Origin of the sequence: Vibrio sp. A8-1, assembly GCF_013048685.1 — a bacterium.
Taxonomy (GTDB): domain Bacteria; phylum Pseudomonadota; class Gammaproteobacteria; order Enterobacterales; family Vibrionaceae; genus Vibrio; species Vibrio metschnikovii.
The window spans coordinates 12,381-32,305 of record NZ_VHTC01000005.1; the positions used below are offsets into that span (position 1 = coordinate 12,381).

At 46.1% G+C, this 19,925-nt stretch carries 13 protein-coding genes; 8 read left to right on the plus strand and 5 right to left on the minus strand.

The window, feature by feature from the left end; all coding sequences use genetic code 11:
* Nucleotides 1-59 precede the first annotated feature (59 nt).
* The 4 genes from recD to FKN93_RS03820 all read right to left on the minus strand — a co-directional run bounded on the left by recD (nt 60) and on the right by FKN93_RS03820 (nt 10,446).
* Nucleotides 60-2,213 (minus strand): exodeoxyribonuclease V subunit alpha, encoded by a 2,154-nt coding sequence (gene recD / locus FKN93_RS03805; RefSeq protein ID WP_170904529.1) that lies wholly within the window; start codon nt 2,211-2,213, stop codon nt 60-62.
* Nucleotides 2,210-5,824 carry an exodeoxyribonuclease V subunit beta gene (gene recB, locus FKN93_RS03810; protein ID WP_170904530.1) on the minus strand — a complete coding sequence of 1,205 codons (3,615 nt, stop codon included), beginning with the start codon at nt 5,822-5,824 and terminating at the stop codon, nt 2,210-2,212. Before recB ends, recD begins: the two co-directional genes overlap by 4 nt.
* A 99-nt stretch (nt 5,825-5,923) precedes the next feature.
* The gene (gene recC, locus FKN93_RS03815; RefSeq protein ID WP_170904531.1) at nt 5,924-9,373 is read right to left on the minus strand and encodes an exodeoxyribonuclease V subunit gamma; all 3,450 of its coding nucleotides are present in this window, start codon (nt 9,371-9,373) and stop codon (nt 5,924-5,926) included.
* A gap of 101 nt (nt 9,374-9,474) precedes the next feature.
* The gene (locus tag FKN93_RS03820; RefSeq protein WP_161425836.1) at nt 9,475-10,446 is read right to left on the minus strand and encodes a TDT family transporter; all 972 of its coding nucleotides are present in this window, start codon (nt 10,444-10,446) and stop codon (nt 9,475-9,477) included.
* A 107-nt stretch (nt 10,447-10,553) separates the two neighbouring features.
* Between FKN93_RS03820 and FKN93_RS03825 the strand changes: the two genes are divergently transcribed.
* From FKN93_RS03825 to dapD, 3 genes are all read left to right on the plus strand, one after another.
* Entirely contained in the window at nt 10,554-11,444 is an 891-nt protein-coding gene (locus tag FKN93_RS03825) for a LysR family transcriptional regulator (RefSeq protein ID WP_170904532.1), read from the plus strand.
* A 90-nt stretch (nt 11,445-11,534) separates the two neighbouring features.
* Nucleotides 11,535-11,828, plus strand: coding sequence for a YebG family protein (locus tag FKN93_RS03830; protein ID WP_004395895.1), 294 nt, complete (start codon nt 11,535-11,537; stop codon nt 11,826-11,828).
* 191 nt (nt 11,829-12,019) lie between these two features.
* Entirely contained in the window at nt 12,020-13,051 is a 1,032-nt protein-coding gene (gene dapD / locus FKN93_RS03835) for a 2,3,4,5-tetrahydropyridine-2,6-dicarboxylate N-succinyltransferase (protein WP_170904533.1), read from the plus strand.
* Nucleotides 13,052-13,154: 103 nt separating this feature from the next.
* Here the strand turns inward: dapD and FKN93_RS03840 are convergent, their stop codons facing one another.
* Nucleotides 13,155-14,255: a GNAT family N-acetyltransferase/peptidase C39 family protein gene (locus FKN93_RS03840; RefSeq protein ID WP_158144225.1), complete on the minus strand. Its 1,101-nt coding sequence runs from the start codon at nt 14,253-14,255 to the stop codon at nt 13,155-13,157.
* A gap of 82 nt (nt 14,256-14,337) precedes the next feature.
* Between FKN93_RS03840 and FKN93_RS03845 the strand changes: the two genes are divergently transcribed.
* From FKN93_RS03845 to FKN93_RS03865, 5 genes are all read left to right on the plus strand, one after another.
* On the plus strand, nt 14,338-15,789 hold the full coding sequence (locus FKN93_RS03845; protein WP_004395898.1) for a RimK family protein: 1,452 nt from the start codon (nt 14,338-14,340) through the stop codon (nt 15,787-15,789).
* A gap of 86 nt (nt 15,790-15,875) precedes the next feature.
* Nucleotides 15,876-16,811 (plus strand): zinc transporter ZntB, encoded by a 936-nt coding sequence (locus FKN93_RS03850; protein WP_170904534.1) that lies wholly within the window; start codon nt 15,876-15,878, stop codon nt 16,809-16,811.
* 13 nt (nt 16,812-16,824) lie between these two features.
* On the plus strand, nt 16,825-17,376 hold the full coding sequence (locus FKN93_RS03855; protein WP_170904535.1) for a gamma-glutamylcyclotransferase family protein: 552 nt from the start codon (nt 16,825-16,827) through the stop codon (nt 17,374-17,376).
* Between the two features lie 32 nt (nt 17,377-17,408).
* A complete protein-coding gene (gene chrA, locus FKN93_RS03860) occupies nt 17,409-18,554 on the plus strand; it encodes a chromate efflux transporter (protein WP_170904536.1) in 1,146 nt (381 codons plus the stop codon).
* 97 nt (nt 18,555-18,651) lie between these two features.
* Nucleotides 18,652-19,809: an HD domain-containing phosphohydrolase gene (locus tag FKN93_RS03865; RefSeq protein ID WP_170904537.1), complete on the plus strand. Its 1,158-nt coding sequence runs from the start codon at nt 18,652-18,654 to the stop codon at nt 19,807-19,809.
* Nucleotides 19,810-19,925 lie beyond the last annotated feature (116 nt).

Here is a 19,925-nt window from a genome sequence, read left to right on the forward strand (position 1 = left end):
TTTATGATGCAGATTGTGGACGGTAAGCCTAGGGTCTGTTGACCTTTCGCGATAACGGATTAAGAGACGGTTAATTTAGCCACTAAACCACTGGCACGCTCCGTTTTTAACTGAACCGCGCGTTCCATGATCGGTAAATCACTCAAGAGGATTAATCGTTTTTTCGCACGAGTTACTCCAGTGTAGATCAACTCGCGAGTTAATATCGGACTAAAATCAGGCGGTAAAATCAGTAACGTTAAGTCAAATTCACTGCCCTGGGATTTATGTATAGTCATGGCATAGGCGGTTTCATGCTCAGGGACGCGGCTCGGTAAAATCGCCTTTACACTGCCATCCGGTAATTCAAAATAGACCTTCAAACGGGGTTCGTCTTCACTCCTGTCTAATATGCATAAACCAATATCGCCATTGTATAACCCTAAGCTGTGATCATTACGAGTGACCATCACGGGTCGGCCGTGATACCAAAGCTCATCTTGCATATCAATCAAGCGACGCGCCGCGAGTGCTCGCTCGATGCGTTGATTTAAGCCATTCACCCCAAAATCCCCTTCACGGACTGCGCACAAAACACGACACTGATTGAAACAATCCAGCGCCGCTTTCGCTTGTTGGGCCTGCGTTTCTGGCGCAGCGCTAGAGGGATCAATCATAACGCGCTCAAGACGACGTAAATAGTGACCATACTCTTCAACCACTGTTTGCAACATCTGATTATACTGGTCGCTGGTGAGTGGATGATGATTAATGTCGCCATAATTCCGTTTTAATACCTCATCGACCGCGCTCGGTTGGCCACGATTGATCGCTTTAGCCAACTGACCAATACCAGAGCGTACATCAAAGCGATAGCTTTTTTGCAACATGCATAAGCTGTCAGCGATAGGGTTGACGTTCGCTTGCGAATGTCCGGTGAACCCTTGATAGCCGGTTAATGCCGACAGTTGTTCACTTTGCGAACGACTGTATCCTAAGGCCAAAAACGAACAGATATCGCCCAAGACCGCTCCCGCTTCCACAGACGCTAATTGATCTTTATCACCTAACAAAATTAAACGGGCGTGTTTAGGCAGCGCTTCGATCAGTTTCACCATCATGGGTAAGTCCACCATCGAAGCTTCATCCACCACTAAAATATCAAGATGCAGCGGGTTGCGCTGATGGTGACGAAATTCCACGCTGTGAGGGATCGGACCGAGTAATCGATGTAACGTACTTGATTCACTAGGGATCGCGGCTTTTAGCGCCGGCTCAACCGCTAACTCAGCCACGGCTTTACCAATCGACTCTGTTAAACGTGCTGCGGCTTTGCCAGTCGGCGCAACAAGCTTAATACTAGGCATGCTACCATTTTGTTGAGCTTGAGCGATTAACGCGGCGAGTAATTTGGTTACCGTGGTGGTTTTTCCCGTCCCCGGCCCTCCGGATATCACCGCAAAACGACGCGTAAGCGCCACCGCAGCCGCCACTTTCTGCCAATTAATACAAGCCTGTTGCGGGATCAGCGTATCTAAGTGGATAAGATCTTTCACGTGACGAGCTGCGCTGACTACAGAATCAATCGCACTCCAATCCAATTCTTGCGGACTCACCACATCCAGAAAGTCACACACCAGCTGTTGGCGAGTTAATGGGGTCGCCGTGGCGGACTGTGCCAGCAAAGCCTCAAGCAACCGATGGTATTGACGAGCAAATAAGCCATCGAGCAATGCTTTCAGCTTTTGGACATCAGTAGGCTTTAAACTCATTGGTGACCCAAAGCTGAGTAAACGCTGCGCTAAGGTCACTTCATAGTACCAATAACGATGCAGATAAAGACGCTGACCATCAAACATTAACGGGACCGCTTCCCCTTGCTGACCAACCAAACTCGAACGCTGCAAAACCCCAAGCCAATCGATGGCTTGCAACTGCTGATTAACCACCAGCGCCGCATCACCAAATAAACCTAACTTGGCACTGAAATCAGCCGGAGTTAAGAGTAATGATTCAGTAGCGGTTGCCTGTTCACGAAACAGTGGCAAGCAAATATGCCCTTTAGCTAACTCTGCGCTGACCAGCGCGGCAATAAAACCGAGCGCTTGGCTATCTTCATCGCCTAATTGAGACCTGCTTTTTTGAGCAATAAATCGCGCAAATTGATAATCCAGTTGGCGTAGCGCCCCCTTTTCGGCTAAGGGTTCCAGTAGTGTCATTAGTGAACCAGTCATAAATCCAACTCCATTTGTCCAGCGTTCGTCGCTCGGACATGAGTGGCTTCTCCATCCATCAATCTGTCCATCTCATCCAGCAGTTCACTACTTGGTTTATTAAAGAAAATACCGTGTTCAGACTGACCATCAATACCGCGTAAAAACAGATAATACACACCGCCAAAATGACGCTGATAATCATAATCGGCGAGACGACTACGCAAAAATCGATGCAGCGCTAATGCATAAAGCTGATATTGCAGATCATAACGATGCTCGACCATCGCCGCTCTTAAACGCTCACCATGATAAGCACCTATCTCATCTCCGAGATGATTGGATTTCCAATCCAACAAATAATATTTACCTTGATGTTCAAATACCAAATCAATAAAACCTTTGAGCATGCCTTGTACAGGATAAAACCCCAGTTCCCCAGCCTTAGCGGACAAGGGATCATAGCGTTGAATTATTCGATTTAAAGCGGGAGCGCTCAGCACTTCGACCGGTAATAAAAACTCCATTTCCACCAATCGTTGTTGGGCGGTTTTTTGATTCAAGCGTAATGCTTTTCCATCGAGCGGCGTAGCTAATACGGTATCAACTAACTGTTGTAAAACCGGTAACCACTCAAGCTCAATGTGCTCTCGTTCCATCAATTCAATGATTCGTTGCTGATTCTCATCGCTGCTGGCCGATTCGGTAAACTCAACTTCTTCAAACAAACTGTGTAAAAAGGTTCCCGGTGTCGCGCCGCGGGGAAAAGTAAAAATAGAGCGTTCTGGTTCCAGTAATAGAGCTTGATTCTGTTCATCGCCCGAATCGATATCAAAACCGGATATTTCCAAGCTCGCCTCATCATAAGCCAGCTTGCTCGAATGTTTTACCAACGCCGAGTAACTGGTCAAACGCCAATGGCGATCGATATGCGCATGCAAAGTATGAGCTTTCAAGATCGGTTTCTCGGCCACCAACGCCGTGAAGGGTTCGCTCTGTGGTGGCGGAGGAGCGGTGACCACAATAGCATCGCTTACTTGCGCGTTGAGCGCCGAATGGAGTTCGGCAATACCCGCCTCTTGACCATTTTGCAGTAAATAACCAATCGCACTTAAGTGAACGCCTGTCGGCTCTTTAGTCGAGCGGCCATTACGCAGCGGTGCCAAGCCAATAAAACAACCATACACCGCGCGAGTCAAGGCTACGTAGATCAAGCGCAGGTCTTCAGCCAGCCGTTCTTTATCCGCTTGCTCAAGCGCTGCCGAGCTGTCAGTAATATCAAGCACGGTTTGATCGTTGACTGAATCATAATACTTACCTTCGCTGGCCTCTCGATAGCCAGTCACAAATGGCAAAAAGACTAAGTCATACTCCAATCCCTTCGATTTATGAATGGTGACGATTTGTACTAAGTTTTGTTCCGACTCTAAACGTTGAATCTGCTCATCTCGACCGCCGATCCCCTGCTCGGCATCACTGATCGACTGAGCCAACCAACGCAACAGGCCGTGATCACTCTCTATCTCTTGTCGTGCCTGCTGAAGTAGCTCACCGATGTGCATGAAATCCGTCAATAAACGATCGCCATTCTGCTCTTCCAACCAACGTTCGGCGAGATGACGCTTACTCATCACACTGCGCAGCATCGGCAATACACCACGTTCAATCCACAGTTGTCGATAGGCTTTAAACTCATTGACTGCGTTTTCCCAAACCACTTCGTCATTGTTGAGTGCATCTAGGCTGGCAGCATCAAAAGCAAATAAGGGCGACGCTAAACAGGCGCGTAAAGTACGATCATCGTCTGGGGTTAATACCGCTTGCAATAGGCGTTGGAGATCCTGCGCGACATCACTGCTAAAAACGCTATCACGATTTGAAAGATAAACACTGGCAATCCCTTGTTCGGCGAGCGCTTGTTTGATCATCCGCCCTTCGTTACCCGTACGCACTAACACAGCAATATCGCCAGCTTGAACTATTTTTTGGCCTTTGCCCGTTTCAAAATACGCTTGATGGTGCTGCGCCGCACTCAAAATGGTTTGAATGTGACTCGCACACGCTTTAGCCATACAGGATAGGTATTCATTTTTTGGAAGTGGCTTATCGGCCTCTTGCAGCCAGTAAGTTAATGCCGGTTGACTCTGCCCGTTAAGTAACCATTGTCGCTTATCCGCATTCGGGCTAGCGGCAACAGGCAAAAACGGAATGTCTTGATCATACATAAAAGGGCTAGCAGATGAGCTAAATAACTGGTTAACCGCGCTCACCATCTGCGCGCTAGAGCGCCAGTTAGTGCCTAACGTGTAATGCGCACTGACCTGCTGCCGAGCTTTGATGTACGTAAAAATATCCGCCCCCCGAAAACCATAAATCGCCTGTTTCGGGTCGCCAATCATCAATAAACCACACTCTGCTTTGGGGAGATAAATTCGGCTGAAAATGCTGTATTGCAGCGGATCGGTATCTTGAAACTCATCAATCATCGCCACTGGATAAAGTGTGCGAATCCGCTCAGTCAGTAAACCAAGCTGATCGTGATCAATCGCCGCCGATAACTGAGTTAACAGATCATCAAACGATAACCACTGTTTTTGCGCTTTGGCTTCAGCGAGCCGCTCTCGACAATGGAGGATCGCGTGGGCCAATAATGGCGCAGCTAAACTGATCGGCGTTTGTAAAAACTGCTCAATAATCGTAAACAGAGCATGTTGGGGGGGATTGCCTTTTTTAGCTTTAGCCTCCAACGCACTTTGAGCAAAGTCTGATAATTCACTGGGTAAATCGAACTGATGGTGAGGCTGATTTGCCCACACATTCAACAACTCTAGCCGTGTTAATAGCGCTTTTTTAGTCGCGGCATGTAAATCAGAGTCTTGAATCGATGAAGGGAGATCGCGACATGACGCCAACCATTGCTGTTTCAAATCAGCAATCCGTGATAGGCCATCGTGATAAAGTGCCGTTAAATCACCCTTCATGGCTTCAACCGATAGCGTTAGCGGAGCCCCCGTTAAATAACCACCAATTTTATCCAATAAGGCTTGTGGCGAAGGCCACAAACGACGGACTTCGGCCGCCAGGTTCAATGGTAATGGATAAAACTGACGACGCCAATAATCGGCCACGACTTGCGCTTTCAACTGGCTTTCATCGGTGACAAATTCGTTACTAAATCGGCTTCCTGATTCAAAGGCATTTTGCGTCAGCATCCGCTGACAAAAACCATGAATCGTATAAACGGCGGCTTCATCCATTTGTCGTTCGGCTTGCAGTAATACTTTTGCGACCCCAGGTCGATCGGCATAATCGGCCAACAAACCTTGAATGACGGGATCATCACTAGAACCACGTAAAAAAGCGATTCGCGCCTGATGGATCCGCTGACGAATGCGATCGCGCAATTCAGCGGTTGCCGCTTCGGTAAACGTCACCACCAAAATTTGATCAACCGTCAGCGGCGTTGGATGACGAGTGTCTGCATTGCCATGGCCCAGCAGCAAACGTAAATATAAAGCCGCAATGGTAAAGGTTTTTCCAGTTCCCGCCGATGCTTCAATCAATCGCGCGCCATGCAATGGAAAAGTAAGCGGATCTAACGGTGTCACCACCGCTGGTGAAGAGATACTCATAACTCGTTAACCTTTGAATGCACAGGTGTGTACCAGCACACCGATGTAAGACGAAACCCCAATAACGATCTAAACGTAAGCTGGCTTTGCATCATCCCATTAATGCTCAACATCTGCCGCTTGCTGAGCCGCAAGTCTGGGTCCTTGAATGACTAAACTGGCCAATAACCGGACTTGCTCAGCTAACTCTTCATGCCATTGTGGCCAAATACGCGCAATATAAACATTACTGCCTTCACCACGAGTCATATAGCCATCATGAAAAGTCTCCGCCATTTTTTTCAATGATTTTTCGCGATCATCGACCCACTTTCCACGGCTAAACCCCGCTTCAATACTGGCTAATGCGGTATTAGGAAAATACGCCAACGGTTCGGTCATGCCTTGATAAAATAAACGCACTAACTCCGTCAGTAATGCCTTGGCGTGATCAGCATCCGCGATGGGGGGATAAACCCAGTGCTGCACGCCTTGTTTGCGATCGTAACCAATCACATGAGTCGGTTTATTGATTCCCATTGCAGCAAGAGCAAGATGATCGATCCACGCCGCGAGATAATGCTGAGCACGAATCGCACCACTGCGATAACGCATTAATCCAGCTTGATAATTCTTAGTCAGCCAGCCAGTCAGTTGAACCGATTTGCCCTCACCGAATAAATCAAAACGCAGATTGATCTCTTGATCATCAAGTGGTGAGTGACATAAGAAACCGATTTTCTCCGCTAGCGCTTGAGCTTGAGCACGATTAGTCTCAAATTCTAGCTCGCCAAAGGCACCGATCGGTAATTTACCCTGCGCCCGCTGCTCAACCAATACACGTTCGATCGCATGTTCAGAATTCGGCTGCTCAAGAAAAACATCAAGGAGTTGATCGCGTAATTGATAACTCTCTAGCCCATCCAAAGTAAAAGGCTCTGCATCTTCCATCACTGGCTGCGGCGCTTCAAAGGTGACTTTCAGTCGGCGATTAAAAAAGTATTGCACTGGCAAACGCCAAAAACGTTGTAGCTCTACAAGCTCTAAATTCAGAGGATATGTTGCCTCAATTAAGTAATCACTGAGCGCACGATTAAATTCACCACGGGATTGTCCCTGACGATTAGCCGCAGGTAGCCACTCTTTAGCGTAACTGCCGGGTTGGGTCAAAAATGCGTCTGGACTGAACGGGACCATGGCATGAGTTGTGGTTAACGCATCAACCAATCGTTCCGCCGACCGATCACTGCTCAACGATTGATCGCCCTGCAAGCAGTAATTTTGTTGGCAATACTCCATTAACTCTGCGACTAAAACTGAAGGGACACGTTCAGTATTGTCTTGAATCGAACGACCAACGTAACTGATGTACAACGTTTTTTGTGCCGAGAGCAACGCCTCTAAAAATAGGTAGCGATCATCATCTCTCCGCGAGCGATCCCCCGCTCGTGGACGTCCATTGATTAAATCAAAACCATCTTTCGGCATGGTTCGCGGATACACGCCATCGTTCATGCCCAATAAACACACCGTTTTAAAGGGGATCGATCGCATCGGCATTAAGGTACAAAAGTTCACTTGTCCTGCCAAAAAGCGCTGGCTGACTCGTGTACCTAATAATTTGTTGCGTAGATACTGGATGATGATACTCGGTGCCAGTGCTTGATCGTATTTAGCATCCGCCAGTTGTTGTTTTAATTGCGCTAAGGTATCGCGAATCGATTTCAGCGCCAGCTCACCTTGCAGATCAACCACAAAAAAGTCATCCAGTAGCTCCCCTAACAGCGCTCGCCACTGTTCAATACTCTGAGTGTTGGCGAGCCGCTCACGGTAATCACTTACTCGCTGAATAAAATGCGCCAATTTGCCCGCCAGCTCCGCATTCAATCCTTGCACTTCATTGTAAGGCGCTAAAGCCAGTTCGCCTTGCTCAAATAAGCCCGCAGAGGGCGGCATAGCATAACCGAGTAACATCCGCTCAACGCCAAATTGCCAAGTATTTTGTTCGGTTGGCGGCAGTTCAAATTGATCTGCCGTGCGAGCATTTAGCCCCCAGCGAATCCCAGACGCTTCTACCCATAATTTTGCTTGCGCGAACTCTTGCTCATTAAGCGCAAACTTAGCCATCATCGCTGGCGTTTCGAGTAACTCCAGTAACTCTGAGGCTAAGCAACGTGATTCTGGCAAACTAACCAAATGCATAAATGCACTTAAGATAGGACTTTCTTGATCGGCTGTGCGATCTGAAATGGCATAAGGGATATAACGCTCACCAGGCGCATTGCCAAATACGGCGCTAATCGCTGGGCTATAAGCATTGATATCCGCCACCATGACAATAATGTCACGCGGTTTTAAATCTGGATCAGCATCAAACATGGCCAGCAGTTGATCGTGCAAGACTTCCACTTCTCGCATTGGACTATGGCAGACATGAAGCGAGAGAGAAAAATCATCAACCTCGATGACCTGTTTGTGCAGGCTATTATCAAGTTGCTGATCATCTTGATGTTCTTCTAAATGCAAAATATCCGCTTGCAGGTGATGCAGTAAACTATCCCGAGCAGGGGCCATAAACAGCTCCAGCTCTTCGCAATCCAATAGCGACAGCAAATAGAGATTATCACGGCCCAATTTGCCCATCGAGGCTAATAAACCATTGCCGACCGAAGCTTCGTTATGCTGCTCATCAACAAGATTCGCTTCAATGCCTCCTTTCAGTGGCGATCGCTGACCTTCAACGTGGATTGCATTGGCTTGTAACGCTAAAGTTTTACGCTGTCGACTGTCCAGCTTAGCGAGGGTTTTTCGATCGCGAATATCCCCCCAATAGTGCTGACAAGGGTTGGTAAACATTAGGTGGACATCTATCTGCTCACCTAATGCCTTTAGTGCATCAAGATAACGGGGAGGAAGAGAGGCGATACCAAAAATAAATAACCGCTTGGGTAGCAGACGGGTATCTAATGCCCCCTCTGCCAATTGCTCAATAAAGCTTTGATACAGATTGCCACGATGATAATGGGACTGACCTTGATAGACAGTGTCTTGATATAAGGCTTGCCACAATATTGGCTGCCAAGGATGCTCGTCATCGAGTTCTTTAACGACCTCCCCCGCTTCCCACTGAGCGATCCAATCCGGACGATACACCAAATAACCATCAAAAATATCGGCAATTTTCTCTGCCAATTGGTATAGCTTAGAGTGATCGTCGTCTCGCTCAAGATAGCGTTGCAGGGCAGTGAATTGTGGATGAGTGAGTAGGTTTGGCAGCAGACGCATTAACTTCCACGTCATTGCTTCTTTATTAAATGCACTGCGCTGTGGTACCTGAGGCAAGACTTGGGTAAACATCTCCCAAATAAAACTGGCCGGTAATGGAAACTCAAGATTCGCAGCCACTCCCAGCTCTTTGGCTAACGCCATCTTTAGCCATTGCGACATGCCCGAGCTTTGTACCAAGATTTTTTCTTTGTCAAACGGGTGCGCTAACGGGTCGTTTTTGATCAACTGCACTAACAGCGTTTTGAGGATTTCAACGTTATTCGAATGATAAACGGTAAACACAATGCACTCACACTACTCTGCCCTTAATAAGGGTTGAGAGTAGCATAAGTGCCGTTAACTGGATAACTTTCCTCGGGTCTGTTAACCCTAATGCATGACGATTATCCCGCCTGACCAGCCAATGAACGAGCTGGAAAATAGAACATCAGATAACGCAGTGCTACGTATCCAACCACCACGGTCGCCACAATCAGTTCAAAGCTGGCAAGCGCATGTATCTGCTGTACATAATGAGGGGCGATATTGACGCTTTCCATCCAATGAGCGGTTTTAAACAGCGCCGTGGCACCAATCACCATTGGAAAGGTAAACGCGGCATAACCTGGGCTAAAAGGTAAACGCAGTAATTGAGTGAACGCGAGGTAAATAATCGCCGTCATCAACACCGCAATACCAAACAGTAAAGCAATGATCACAGGGGAAGGCTCAGCGGTAACCGTTAAATAACCCGCCAAAGAGAGACTCGCTGGCGCTGCCAAGATCGCTAAGGTGGGTTTAGCCGCATCTGGCACTTGATGGGTAAACATAAAACGATAAATCATCATCGGTAGCATCACCGCGTAAGCCAACATACCAAAGATTAAGGTTGCATGAGCAATCGGAGCCAATAGCGGGTTACCAGAAAATGACACGTCAGCCACAATGATCCCCACGGGTGGCACGAACCAACTCGGCACCATATGATGCAGTTCAAACGCTTTAGCACGATGATAAACAAAGCTCACCAAGAAAATGACATGCAGCAACACCGCCAGTAACCACAGTCCATCACCGAAAAATGGTGAAAATTGGCCCACCGAATGAGATACCACCATACACGCCATGGCAAAAGTCGGCACGACGCTGCCCACCACAGGGTGCGCCAAATCTTGGCGGAGTAAATGATTATGCAAGAGAAACTTAAACGCTAAAACAATCAATAACACACTGGCTAGCGCAGCGCCAAGCCACTGACCGTAGCCTTGTAAATTGGCAAGGTTTTCCCAGCTCCAACCTAAACTGGCAATACCTAATGCCAATCCTGCCATGGGAGTGGGCGCTCCCATCACTTTTGTTTTTGCTGCTTGAATCATACTCACCTCAACCCGGCTTATTATCGCAATACGCGCATGATACCCTTGCTTAATGTTTGAATATATCTGATTATTTATAACCCACGTTCGATAAAACTAAACAACCTATGACCAGCCCGATTTCGCTCAAACAACTCAATGTGTTTATGACCATCACCCAACACAAAACGCTAACCGAAGCCGCAGACGCTCTGTTTCTCTCTAAAGCAGCGGTGAGTTCAGCTTTAGCGGAATTGGAGAAACACTTAGGACATGCGCTGTTTGATCGAGTCAACAACCGGTTAATCCTTAATCAAGAAGGGCAAAAACTATTGCCTTTGGCCGATGAATTGCTGGGACGCGCCAAAGATCTGCATCATCTGTTTGATCAGCAAAATACCCTCGCTGGGCAATTACGGATTGGAGCCAGTGACACGATTGGCAACCAGTTAGCGCCTTATTTAATTAGCGCCTTTCGCTCCCAATACGATCATCATGCACAAAGCCTATTTATTTCTAATTCAGCACTGATTTGTCAAAAACTGGTCGATTATGAGTTAGACGTTGCTTTGATTGAGGGCAAGACCCTGCATCCCCAATTGATTTCGCGTCAATTTGGTCAAGATGAAATGTGTATTATCTGCGCCCCTGATCATCCGCTCGCCAAAAAATCAACGTTAACGCTCAGCGATTTTGAACAGAGCCAGTGGGTGCTAAGGGAAGCCGGTTCGGGGTCTCGAGAATTTTTTATGCGCGTCGTCGCGCCGCGCATTGAGCAATGGCAAGAGAGTTTCGAGCTCAATACCACCGAAGCATTGATTAACAGTGTCTCAGCTGGATTAGGCCTCGGCTGCCTGTCACAGCTGGCGGCCCACTGCGCGTTACAAGATGGGCGAGTCAAGCAACTGACTGTCCCTCTCGATATGCAACGGCGTTTTTGGGTGTTGGTGCATAAAGAAAAGTACCAAAGTCCGCTGTTGAAAAGCTTTATCGCCTTTTGTCATCAATCCAATGCCTAGCCTCTCAGTTTGATGGCTTCATCTAGACTTTATTGAATAAAAACTGTATAAAAAGCCAGTAATTATTTAGCACAACATAGAGGATGAACCATGGCCGTCATCGTTAAGTACGTGGTGGAGCGCAACGGAGAAGAGAAAATGACTTTTACCTCGAAAGCCGAAGCTGATGCTTATGACAAAATGCTCGATATGGCAGATGAGCTGTTCGAATTATTAGGTAAAAGCGCTCTGATTGAAGATGAAAGTAAACAAGAAGAGTTAGCGCTGTTCTTGGCACAGAACAAAGAAGACGTGCTGGTCGCGCTCGGTGCCAAGCGCAAGCCTACGCCACCGAAAAAACCGAAAGCGGTCGAGAGTGATGACTCTGTCGACGATGCTGCTTAACTGACTCTGACCGCTGCCTAGCAGCGGTTTTTTATCCTAGAAAGGATATCTATCGCTAAAAAGACAGACGATATCGTTCGATGGACGGATAACGTATTGCACCTTTCCTCTGAATAAAACTCTCTTTAAGATAACGATCATCTTACGGTCATTGACCACGAAATTGACACCACCAAAATGGAGAACTCATAATGGCGAATTTTGCCCTAGGCTTTGGTACGGCCACACTCAATCGTGACGGAAAAATCATTGAGGCATTTTTCCCTCATCCAGTTCTAAATCCAAGTGATGATTTAATCAAAGTATTAGCTGATATTTGCAATTATCAATCGGGGAATCAAGTAGTTGAGATCTTACCAGAGCAATGCGGTCAACTGGCTCATGCCTTTGCGACTCATGGTCAAGCGGACAATGCCGCTTTTGCCAGCAAAGCCGCGCTGTCTACTCAACCACTGATTTTGGTGGTGCTCGCTAGCGATCAACAACCAAGCTCAATCGCTGAAGGCTTTTTAAAACTACAGCTTATCTCTCATCGTCTCGTGCAACCACACGGTACAGTACTGGATGGCATTTTTGGTCTATTGCATAACATTGCTTGGACCAATGAGGGCCCGATTGATTTGCCAGAGCTTGCCGAGCGTCAAATCGAAGCTCGCCTTGCCGGACGTCAATTGAGCGTCGATTGTGTCGATAAGTTTCCGAAAATGGTCGATTACATTGTCCCAAGTGGTGTGCGCATTGCTGATACCGCTCGCGTTCGTCTTGGCGCACACGTTGGCGAAGGGACGACTGTCATGCATGAAGGTTTTATCAACTTTAATGCGGGTACCACCGGCGTCAGCATGGTGGAAGGACGAATTTCCGCTGGGGTTGTTGTAGGTAATGGCTCTGATATTGGTGGCGGTGCGTCAATCATGGGCACCTTATCTGGCGGCGGCAAAGTCGTGGTATCGATTGGGGAAAACTCACTACTTGGCGCCAACGCCGGTCTTGGTTTCCCACTTGGCGATCGCTGCACGGTAGAGTCAGGGTTGTATGTCACTGCTGGCACCAAAGTGCGCATGCTCGATAACCAAGGTCAAGAAGTTGAGATCATCAAAGCACGCGAGCTAGCAGGTGTCTCTGACCTGTTATTCCGCCGCAATTCGATCACCGGTCAAATCGAGTGTTTAGCCAATAAATCAGCGGTTGAGCTAAACAGTGAGTTGCATAGCAATAACTGAGTTTCATCCAATGAGTTCAACGGCTTAACCCGTTCGATTATCCAAACAAAGGCTAGCGTCAGCTAGCCTTTGTTATTGCACTATTGTTCGCTGATGAACCGAATTAACGGGCAATATTGGCTGGGCTAATCACCACACAAGCGGTTTGCTTTTGCTTACCAAAACCGATGATCTGAGACAGGGCTTTTTTACCAACCGGAACATACGCCGAAGCCATCGCATGCTGTTCAGATTCCGCATGAGGATCGTGGAAAAAGAAAAACTTTTCACTCATGCCACTTAAAATGATCCAGTGAGGTTCTTTTTTGCCATCAAACCGATAGGTGCTAATCAACAATAATACGCAAGCCCCTTGTGTCACCCACGCTTCCAGTTGCTCCTGAGTGGGTGGTGCATCAATCATCGCCACATCTTGATGAGCCAATTGCTCACAAAAATCCAGATGCACTAACTCAATCACCTGTTTTTTATTGAGATCTCGGACACTATCAATGAAAGGGGTACTTTGTGATTGGCTCCATAACTCGACATGAAAACCTCGTTTCGCTGCTGCTAACGCTAAGCCTTGGCCACTACAGCCACCGTGTCCCGCCGCCATGAAAATCGTCGTCGCTTCTCGCCATAACTGAAGCTCTTGAGTGCGACTCAGTTCAAAAGAGGGTCGTAAACAAGAGAAACTCATCAATAAGCAAGCGGCACCACAGGTGAAGGGTGTGGTTTGCACATAAAGGGGCATCGGTAGCAAAATTTTAGGTCCATGAGGAGTTAAACGTTTTTGCATCCGACGACCATCACATAAATCGTCGTAATAATGGATCAAACACTTCAAAGTGCGATAACCCATTTTTTCATATAATTTTATTGCTGCTATATTGTCTTCACGAACTTCTAGCCGTAATGTAGTGAAACCTTGATCAAGAGCAGCACGCTCGCATTGTTCAACTAACGTTTGAGCAATCCTCCGTCCTCTGAAATCAGGTTTAACGGCAATCGAATACAACCTTGAGAGCTGTGTACCTTGATGAAATAGTAGCAATGCATATCCAGCTAACTCCGTACCGGAATCGGCGACAAAAATCACCGAATGGCTAGAATGTAAAAAACGCTTCATTTGACGAGGAGAAATTTTATCTCCATCAAACAGCTGTTGTTCTAACGCATTAAGCGCAGCGAGATCAGTACTTTTCGCAAGACGAAAGTCCATACGACGTCCTTACAGGATGAAAAGAGTGGTTGGCAAGATTGTGACTCAATAATAGACCTATTGATTTAGGAAGAATATAGCGATGGCAAACCTTTTAATCGTGACCGATCAGGCCAGTGACTGGCAACAGTATTTCCCTTCAGAACAAGTCGTCAGCGTTGATCAATATTTAGATGCTGACTGGAAAGCTTCACAGCGCAGCGTACAGGTGGTGAACCTTTGTCGCGATTATGATTACATGAGTACGGGATATTACTGCTCTCTGTTAGCTGAAGCCCGTGGACATCGAGTGATCCCACGCGTGATGGCAATTAACGATATTAACCAGCCGTTTTTACTGTCCTCTGGACTCTTAAAACTTAACAAGCTGTGCAAAAACATCGACTCTATCCACTGTAAAATCTACTTTGGACGCACACCAGAAGCTGGTCTAGAAAAACTGGCTCAGCGCCTGTTCGAACAGTTTATGGTGCCAGTGATTGAACTGAAAATGACCAAAATTCAGGGACAATGGCAAATTCACAGTATTGCGCCATTCCCTTTTCAAGATCTGCAAGACAGTGAGCAAGATTTCTTCATTGAGTCATTAGAGCTGTTCTCAAGTAAAATCTGGCGCAGACCGAAACAAGAGAAGAAGTATCGCTACGATATCGCGATGTTGGTCGATGAAGAGGAGAAAATGCCGCCTTCCGATCCTTCTGCATTGAAGCGTTTTCGCCGCGCCGCCAATCGCTTAGGTATGAACTTAGAATTGATCTCCCCTGATGATTTGTCGCGTTTGGGCGAGTTTGATGGCCTATTCATTCGCGCCACCACTAATATTAGCAACTACACCTATCGCTTTGCGAAAACAGCGGAAAAAATGGGCCTGATCGTGATGGATGATTCAGAATCGATCATGAAATGTACCAATAAGGTATTTTTGACCGAGTTACTGCAACGTAATAAAGTTCCTGCGCCTAAGAGTGTTATCGTACAAGGGTTTGATAACGATTGGAAAAGCTACTTGATGGGACAACTGGATTTCCCTATGGTGCTGAAAATCCCCGATGGTGCTTTTTCTCGCGGTGTGGTTAAAGTTCGTAATGAGCAAGAGCTTGAAAAAGAAGCCAATGCGTTATTTAGCAAAAGCGCGCTGATCCTAGCTCAAGCTTTTATGCCGACTGATTTTGATTGGCGAATTGGCGTCATGAACCGCCAAGCGATTTATGCCTGTAAATACATGATGAGTCGTGGACACTGGCAAATTTATCAGCACCACAGCAGTGGCCGAGTCTCATCGGGTGGGTTTGAAACCTTCGATTTAAAGCAGGTGCCTAAATCGGTGGTGGATGTGGCGGTAAAAGCGGCAAACTTGATCGGTAGTGGTCTGTATGGCGTCGATCTTAAAGAGATCGATGGACAGGTTTATGTGATTGAAGTCAATGATAACCCGAGCATTGATCATCAAGTTGAAGATGCGATTCTCGGCGATCTGCTCTACGATCGTATCATGACAGAATTCTTACGCCGTATTCAGATGCGTGGTTTTTAGTTTATTCTGATTCGATGAACACTTTTCCCCAAGTGATGTTGATAACTCATCACTTGGGTTTATTTTATCAAGGACAAGGATTCTCAATGGATTTTCTTCTCGATCATTGGTCTTTTGCCACAACTCCTACGATACAACTCTCTCTGCATCCCCAAAAAATTGAAGCGGACCACTGGTACCACTGCCAACGAGATAAAGCTGGGTTGCGTGAATGGCTAATCGATAATGCCATTCCTCTCTCTATCGTCGATAGTTTACTCGCCGAAGATACTCGACCTCTATTTGAACAGTACGACGAACAGCATTTTCTGCTGATTCTACGAGGGGTTAACCTGAATGATAATGCCGACCCTTCTGATATGCTCAGTGTGCGTATTCTTTATTATCATGGTGCTTTAATCAGCAGCCGTAAAATTTCTTCAAAAACCATCAACTTAATTAGCAGTGCTCTACAACAAGGCAATGGACCGAAAAGTCTTGCTGATGTGTTGGTCACTATTATTGATGGCTTAAGCAAAAACATTGATGACTATCTTGATAGCGTCGAAGAGAAAATCACTAGATTCGAAAGTGAGACCGAATTAAGCGATCCCTTAATCCAAACCCATAAAGCACTGTTAAAAATCAAACGCTTTATTAAACCTCAGCAATACGCGCTTGAGGATTATCAAAACTCCAATCTATTGATGGCAAATCATAAGCAATTAAACTTACGACATAGCGTAAATACCATTACTCGGATTAATGAAACCTTAGATTTTTTCCTGAGTGAGTTGGATATTATTAAAGGGGAATTGCGTCAGTATCACGCTGAAAAAATGAACCAAAATACCTATTTATTTTCAGTCATCGCTGCAATTTTTCTACCTGCCAGTTTTTTAACGGGCCTGCTGGGTGTCAATGTAGGAGGTATACCAGGTACTGACTCTCCTATCGCTTTTGGGGTCTTTTGTGCTGGTCTGCTTGCTATTTTTGTGATGGAATTTTGGATATTGCGCCGTTTGCGTTTTTTAACCAATTAAATGGGGAGTCACTATGTATATTTTCGGTTACGGAAGCTTAATGAACTCAGCTTCGCGTCAACTGACAGGCCAAACCGGACAAGCGATTCCAGCGATTGTTCATGGTTTAGTGCGTTATTGGGGAAAAGTGGATGATAGCTATCTGATTTCACCTTTAGTGGTTAACCCGGGACAAGGCCAAGTGAATGGCGTACTGCTCGAAATCGATGAGGCTGGATTGGCTGAATTTGATCGCCGAGAACGTGGATATCAACGTATCGCACTTTCTCATCAACAAATAGACTGTCAGCATCCTCTTAAAACCGATCAAGCGATTTGGGTCTATGTCACCGAACAATATCAGCCCCCTTGTCCACGCAGTCCGATTGTCCAAACTTACGTTGATACCGTGCTCGCCGGGTGTTTGGAAGTTTCTGAGGCGTTTGCTCGCCATTTTGTCGAACATACCTTAGGCTGGCAAGCACCATGGGAAAATGATCGGTCCATGCCTAAATATGGCAACTTAGCCGGTGTCAACGCCACTGACCTTGAACACATCGATCAACTGATTGCTCAGGTTCGTTAAATATTCAATTCGCGCTTGGGACGATGAACAAAATGTGGGAAATATTCATACGCTTTTTTACGCTCGGTTGGATAAGTTTTGGCGGCCCAGCGGCGCATATTGGCTACTTTCGACACACGTTTGTTGAAAAATTGAAGTGGATGAGCGATCAACAATATGGACAGATCGTCGCTTTAAGTCAGTTTTTACCCGGCCCAGGTTCAAGTCAAGTTGGCTTCGCGATCGGCTATCAGAGAGGCGGATTACCGGGCGCTGGTTTAGCCTTTATTGGCTTTACTCTCCCTTCGATCATACTAATGGTATTACTCGCCACTTTCAGCCGCTATTGGCTTGATACATCACAATATGCACTACTGATCCATGGATTAAAACTGCTCGCTGTCGTGGTCGTTGCCGAGGCAACATGGGGGATGTATCAAAACTTTTGCCGAACAAAAACTACCGCCAGCTTAGGTCTGTTTAGTGCGGTCATTTTGTTGTGTTTTCCCGGTATCTTAGCGCAAATCTTGGTCATAATCCTTGCTGCCATCATCGGCATGAAGTGGCTAAAAAATCCGTTTGCCACGACAAGTCTCATTCCATTTCGACCAACGTGGTGGCCTTTAGTTTTATTTGTAGCGATTTTATTTGGCCTACCATGGCTAGTCAGCTCCAGTGCGAGTTTAATGTTATTCGAACAATTTTTTCATGCTGGTAGCTTAGTATTTGGTGGCGGCCATGTCGTCATGCCTCTGTTGCAAAATTTGTTAGCCGATCAAATAAGCAGCGATACTTTCCTTACTGGTTATGCCGCCGCTCAAGCGGTACCGGGGCCAATGTTTACACTAGCAACGTATCTGGGTTACTACTTGCTACCCGCATCGCCGATCACCGGTGCCATCATCGCTACCATCGGCGTCTTTTTACCGGGATTTTTACTGCTTTTAGGCGTGCTCAAACACTGGCAAAATCTTGCTAATATTCCCTCCGTTTCAGGTGCTCTCACCGGAGTCAACGCATCTGTAGTCGGATTATTACTCGCTGCTCTTTATCAACCAGTGTTTATCAGTGCAGTATTCAACGCTTGGGACGTTGCTTTACTACTGATCGGTTTATGGTTACTTAAAATTATGAAGTGGCCCATTCTTGGTTTAGTCATGTTCTATTTGTTAACGGCACTTATTCGTGGCGTTTTGTAACAAAAAGAAGTGATTTTTTGCACATCAAACAAGGTGAATTCTAAGGGATCGCCTAGACTTACTAGAGACGATGATGACACCACCGCAAGGAGGGCGCATGAACACGCACCATGAAGGAGAAAAACCCAGCTTCTTTGCTAAAGTGGGCACACTCAACCAACAGTTAACCGATATCCATCAACGGATGCTAACGGTAGAGCCAAATATCGCTCGTATCTCCTTCGCTCTATTCGATGAAGAGAGCAACGAGTTAAAAACTTATGCTCATAGTGATAATCAAGGGAGTGAGCTACTCCATTACTCACTCTCGCTCGATAATCTGCCAAGTTTAAAAGCGTGTGCACAATCTGCTGAAGTTCGCTATCTCAATGATATTTCAGTCGAAGTTAATCATACCACTCCACATAGCCAATGGTTATTTGAACAAGGTTTTCAATCCTCAATGACCTTACCGGTTTACCATGATCAAACGTTCATTGGTTTTATTTTTTTAAATTCAAAACAAAAAAATACCTTTAGTCCAGAAAAATACGCACAACTCAAATCGTTTATCGATATTGTACGTTTTGTCGTCAGCTCAGAATACGATTTGGTTCAATCGCTACTCAATGCAACCAAAGCCATTAACGCTAAATCGCCTGAACACTGGTTAGATTCAAAAGAACACAAAGAACGAATTAGTCGTTATGCGCGTGTCATAGCTCTAGAAGTAGCAGCGGTCTACCAATTGGATGATGAGGTAATAGAGAATATCAGCCAGTTTTCTAAATGCCATGATATTGGCAAACTGGCCATTCCGGCAGAATTACTGAATAAACCTTGTTCACTCGGTCAGGATGAAAGACAGCAACTCAATCAACACATCGAAAAAGGCATTGAGATCATCAATGATATTATTGATGATATTGGCGCTCCAGAACATCCAAGTATCGCCGTACTCAAAGAGATTGTTGCCTACCACCATGAGTTTCTTGATGGTAGTGGCTATCCTTATGGCTTAACCCAAGAAGCCATTCCTATCTCAGCTCGCATTATTGCTGTCGCCAATATTTTCGATGCACTAACAAGCCATCGCCCCTACAAACAAGCTTGGTCTGTTCCATTTGCCTTGTTGGAACTAGAAAAAATGGTCGTATCCGGTAAGCTAGATAAACACTGCGTTAACGCGCTGCGTTATCATCAAGATTATTTAAAGCGGGTTAGCGAGACTTATCCAGAACTCGATCCGAAAGATAGAGAATCCCCAGCGTCTTAATTTGAGTAATTTTTGTGAGGTATCACTCTGTTGTCATTAACAAATGTGAGTTAATTAACCTTCATCACTCCTATAGCCATGCTACTATTTACAAAATTTTAACATAAATAGAATAG

Bases quoted from the DNA above. Each gene is read 5' to 3' on its own strand.
- recD (WP_170904529.1), bottom strand. From the start codon at position 2,213: ATGACTGGTTCACTAATGACACTACTGGAACCCTTAGCCGAAAAGGGG.
- recB (WP_170904530.1), bottom strand. From the start codon at position 5,824: ATGAGTATCTCTTCACCAGCGGTGGTGACACCGTTAGATCCGCTTACT.
- FKN93_RS03820 (WP_161425836.1), bottom strand. From the start codon at position 10,446: ATGATTCAAGCAGCAAAAACAAAAGTGATGGGAGCGCCCACTCCCATG.
- FKN93_RS03825 (WP_170904532.1), top strand. From the start codon at position 10,554: ATGACCAGCCCGATTTCGCTCAAACAACTCAATGTGTTTATGACCATC.
- FKN93_RS03830 (WP_004395895.1), top strand. From the start codon at position 11,535: ATGGCCGTCATCGTTAAGTACGTGGTGGAGCGCAACGGAGAAGAGAAA.
- dapD (WP_170904533.1), top strand. From the start codon at position 12,020: ATGGCGAATTTTGCCCTAGGCTTTGGTACGGCCACACTCAATCGTGAC.
- FKN93_RS03840 (WP_158144225.1), bottom strand. From the start codon at position 14,255: ATGGACTTTCGTCTTGCGAAAAGTACTGATCTCGCTGCGCTTAATGCG.
- FKN93_RS03845 (WP_004395898.1), top strand. From the start codon at position 14,338: ATGGCAAACCTTTTAATCGTGACCGATCAGGCCAGTGACTGGCAACAG.
- FKN93_RS03850 (WP_170904534.1), top strand. From the start codon at position 15,876: ATGGATTTTCTTCTCGATCATTGGTCTTTTGCCACAACTCCTACGATA.
- FKN93_RS03855 (WP_170904535.1), top strand. From the start codon at position 16,825: ATGTATATTTTCGGTTACGGAAGCTTAATGAACTCAGCTTCGCGTCAA.
- chrA (WP_170904536.1), top strand. From the start codon at position 17,409: ATGTGGGAAATATTCATACGCTTTTTTACGCTCGGTTGGATAAGTTTT.
- FKN93_RS03865 (WP_170904537.1), top strand. From the start codon at position 18,652: ATGAACACGCACCATGAAGGAGAAAAACCCAGCTTCTTTGCTAAAGTG.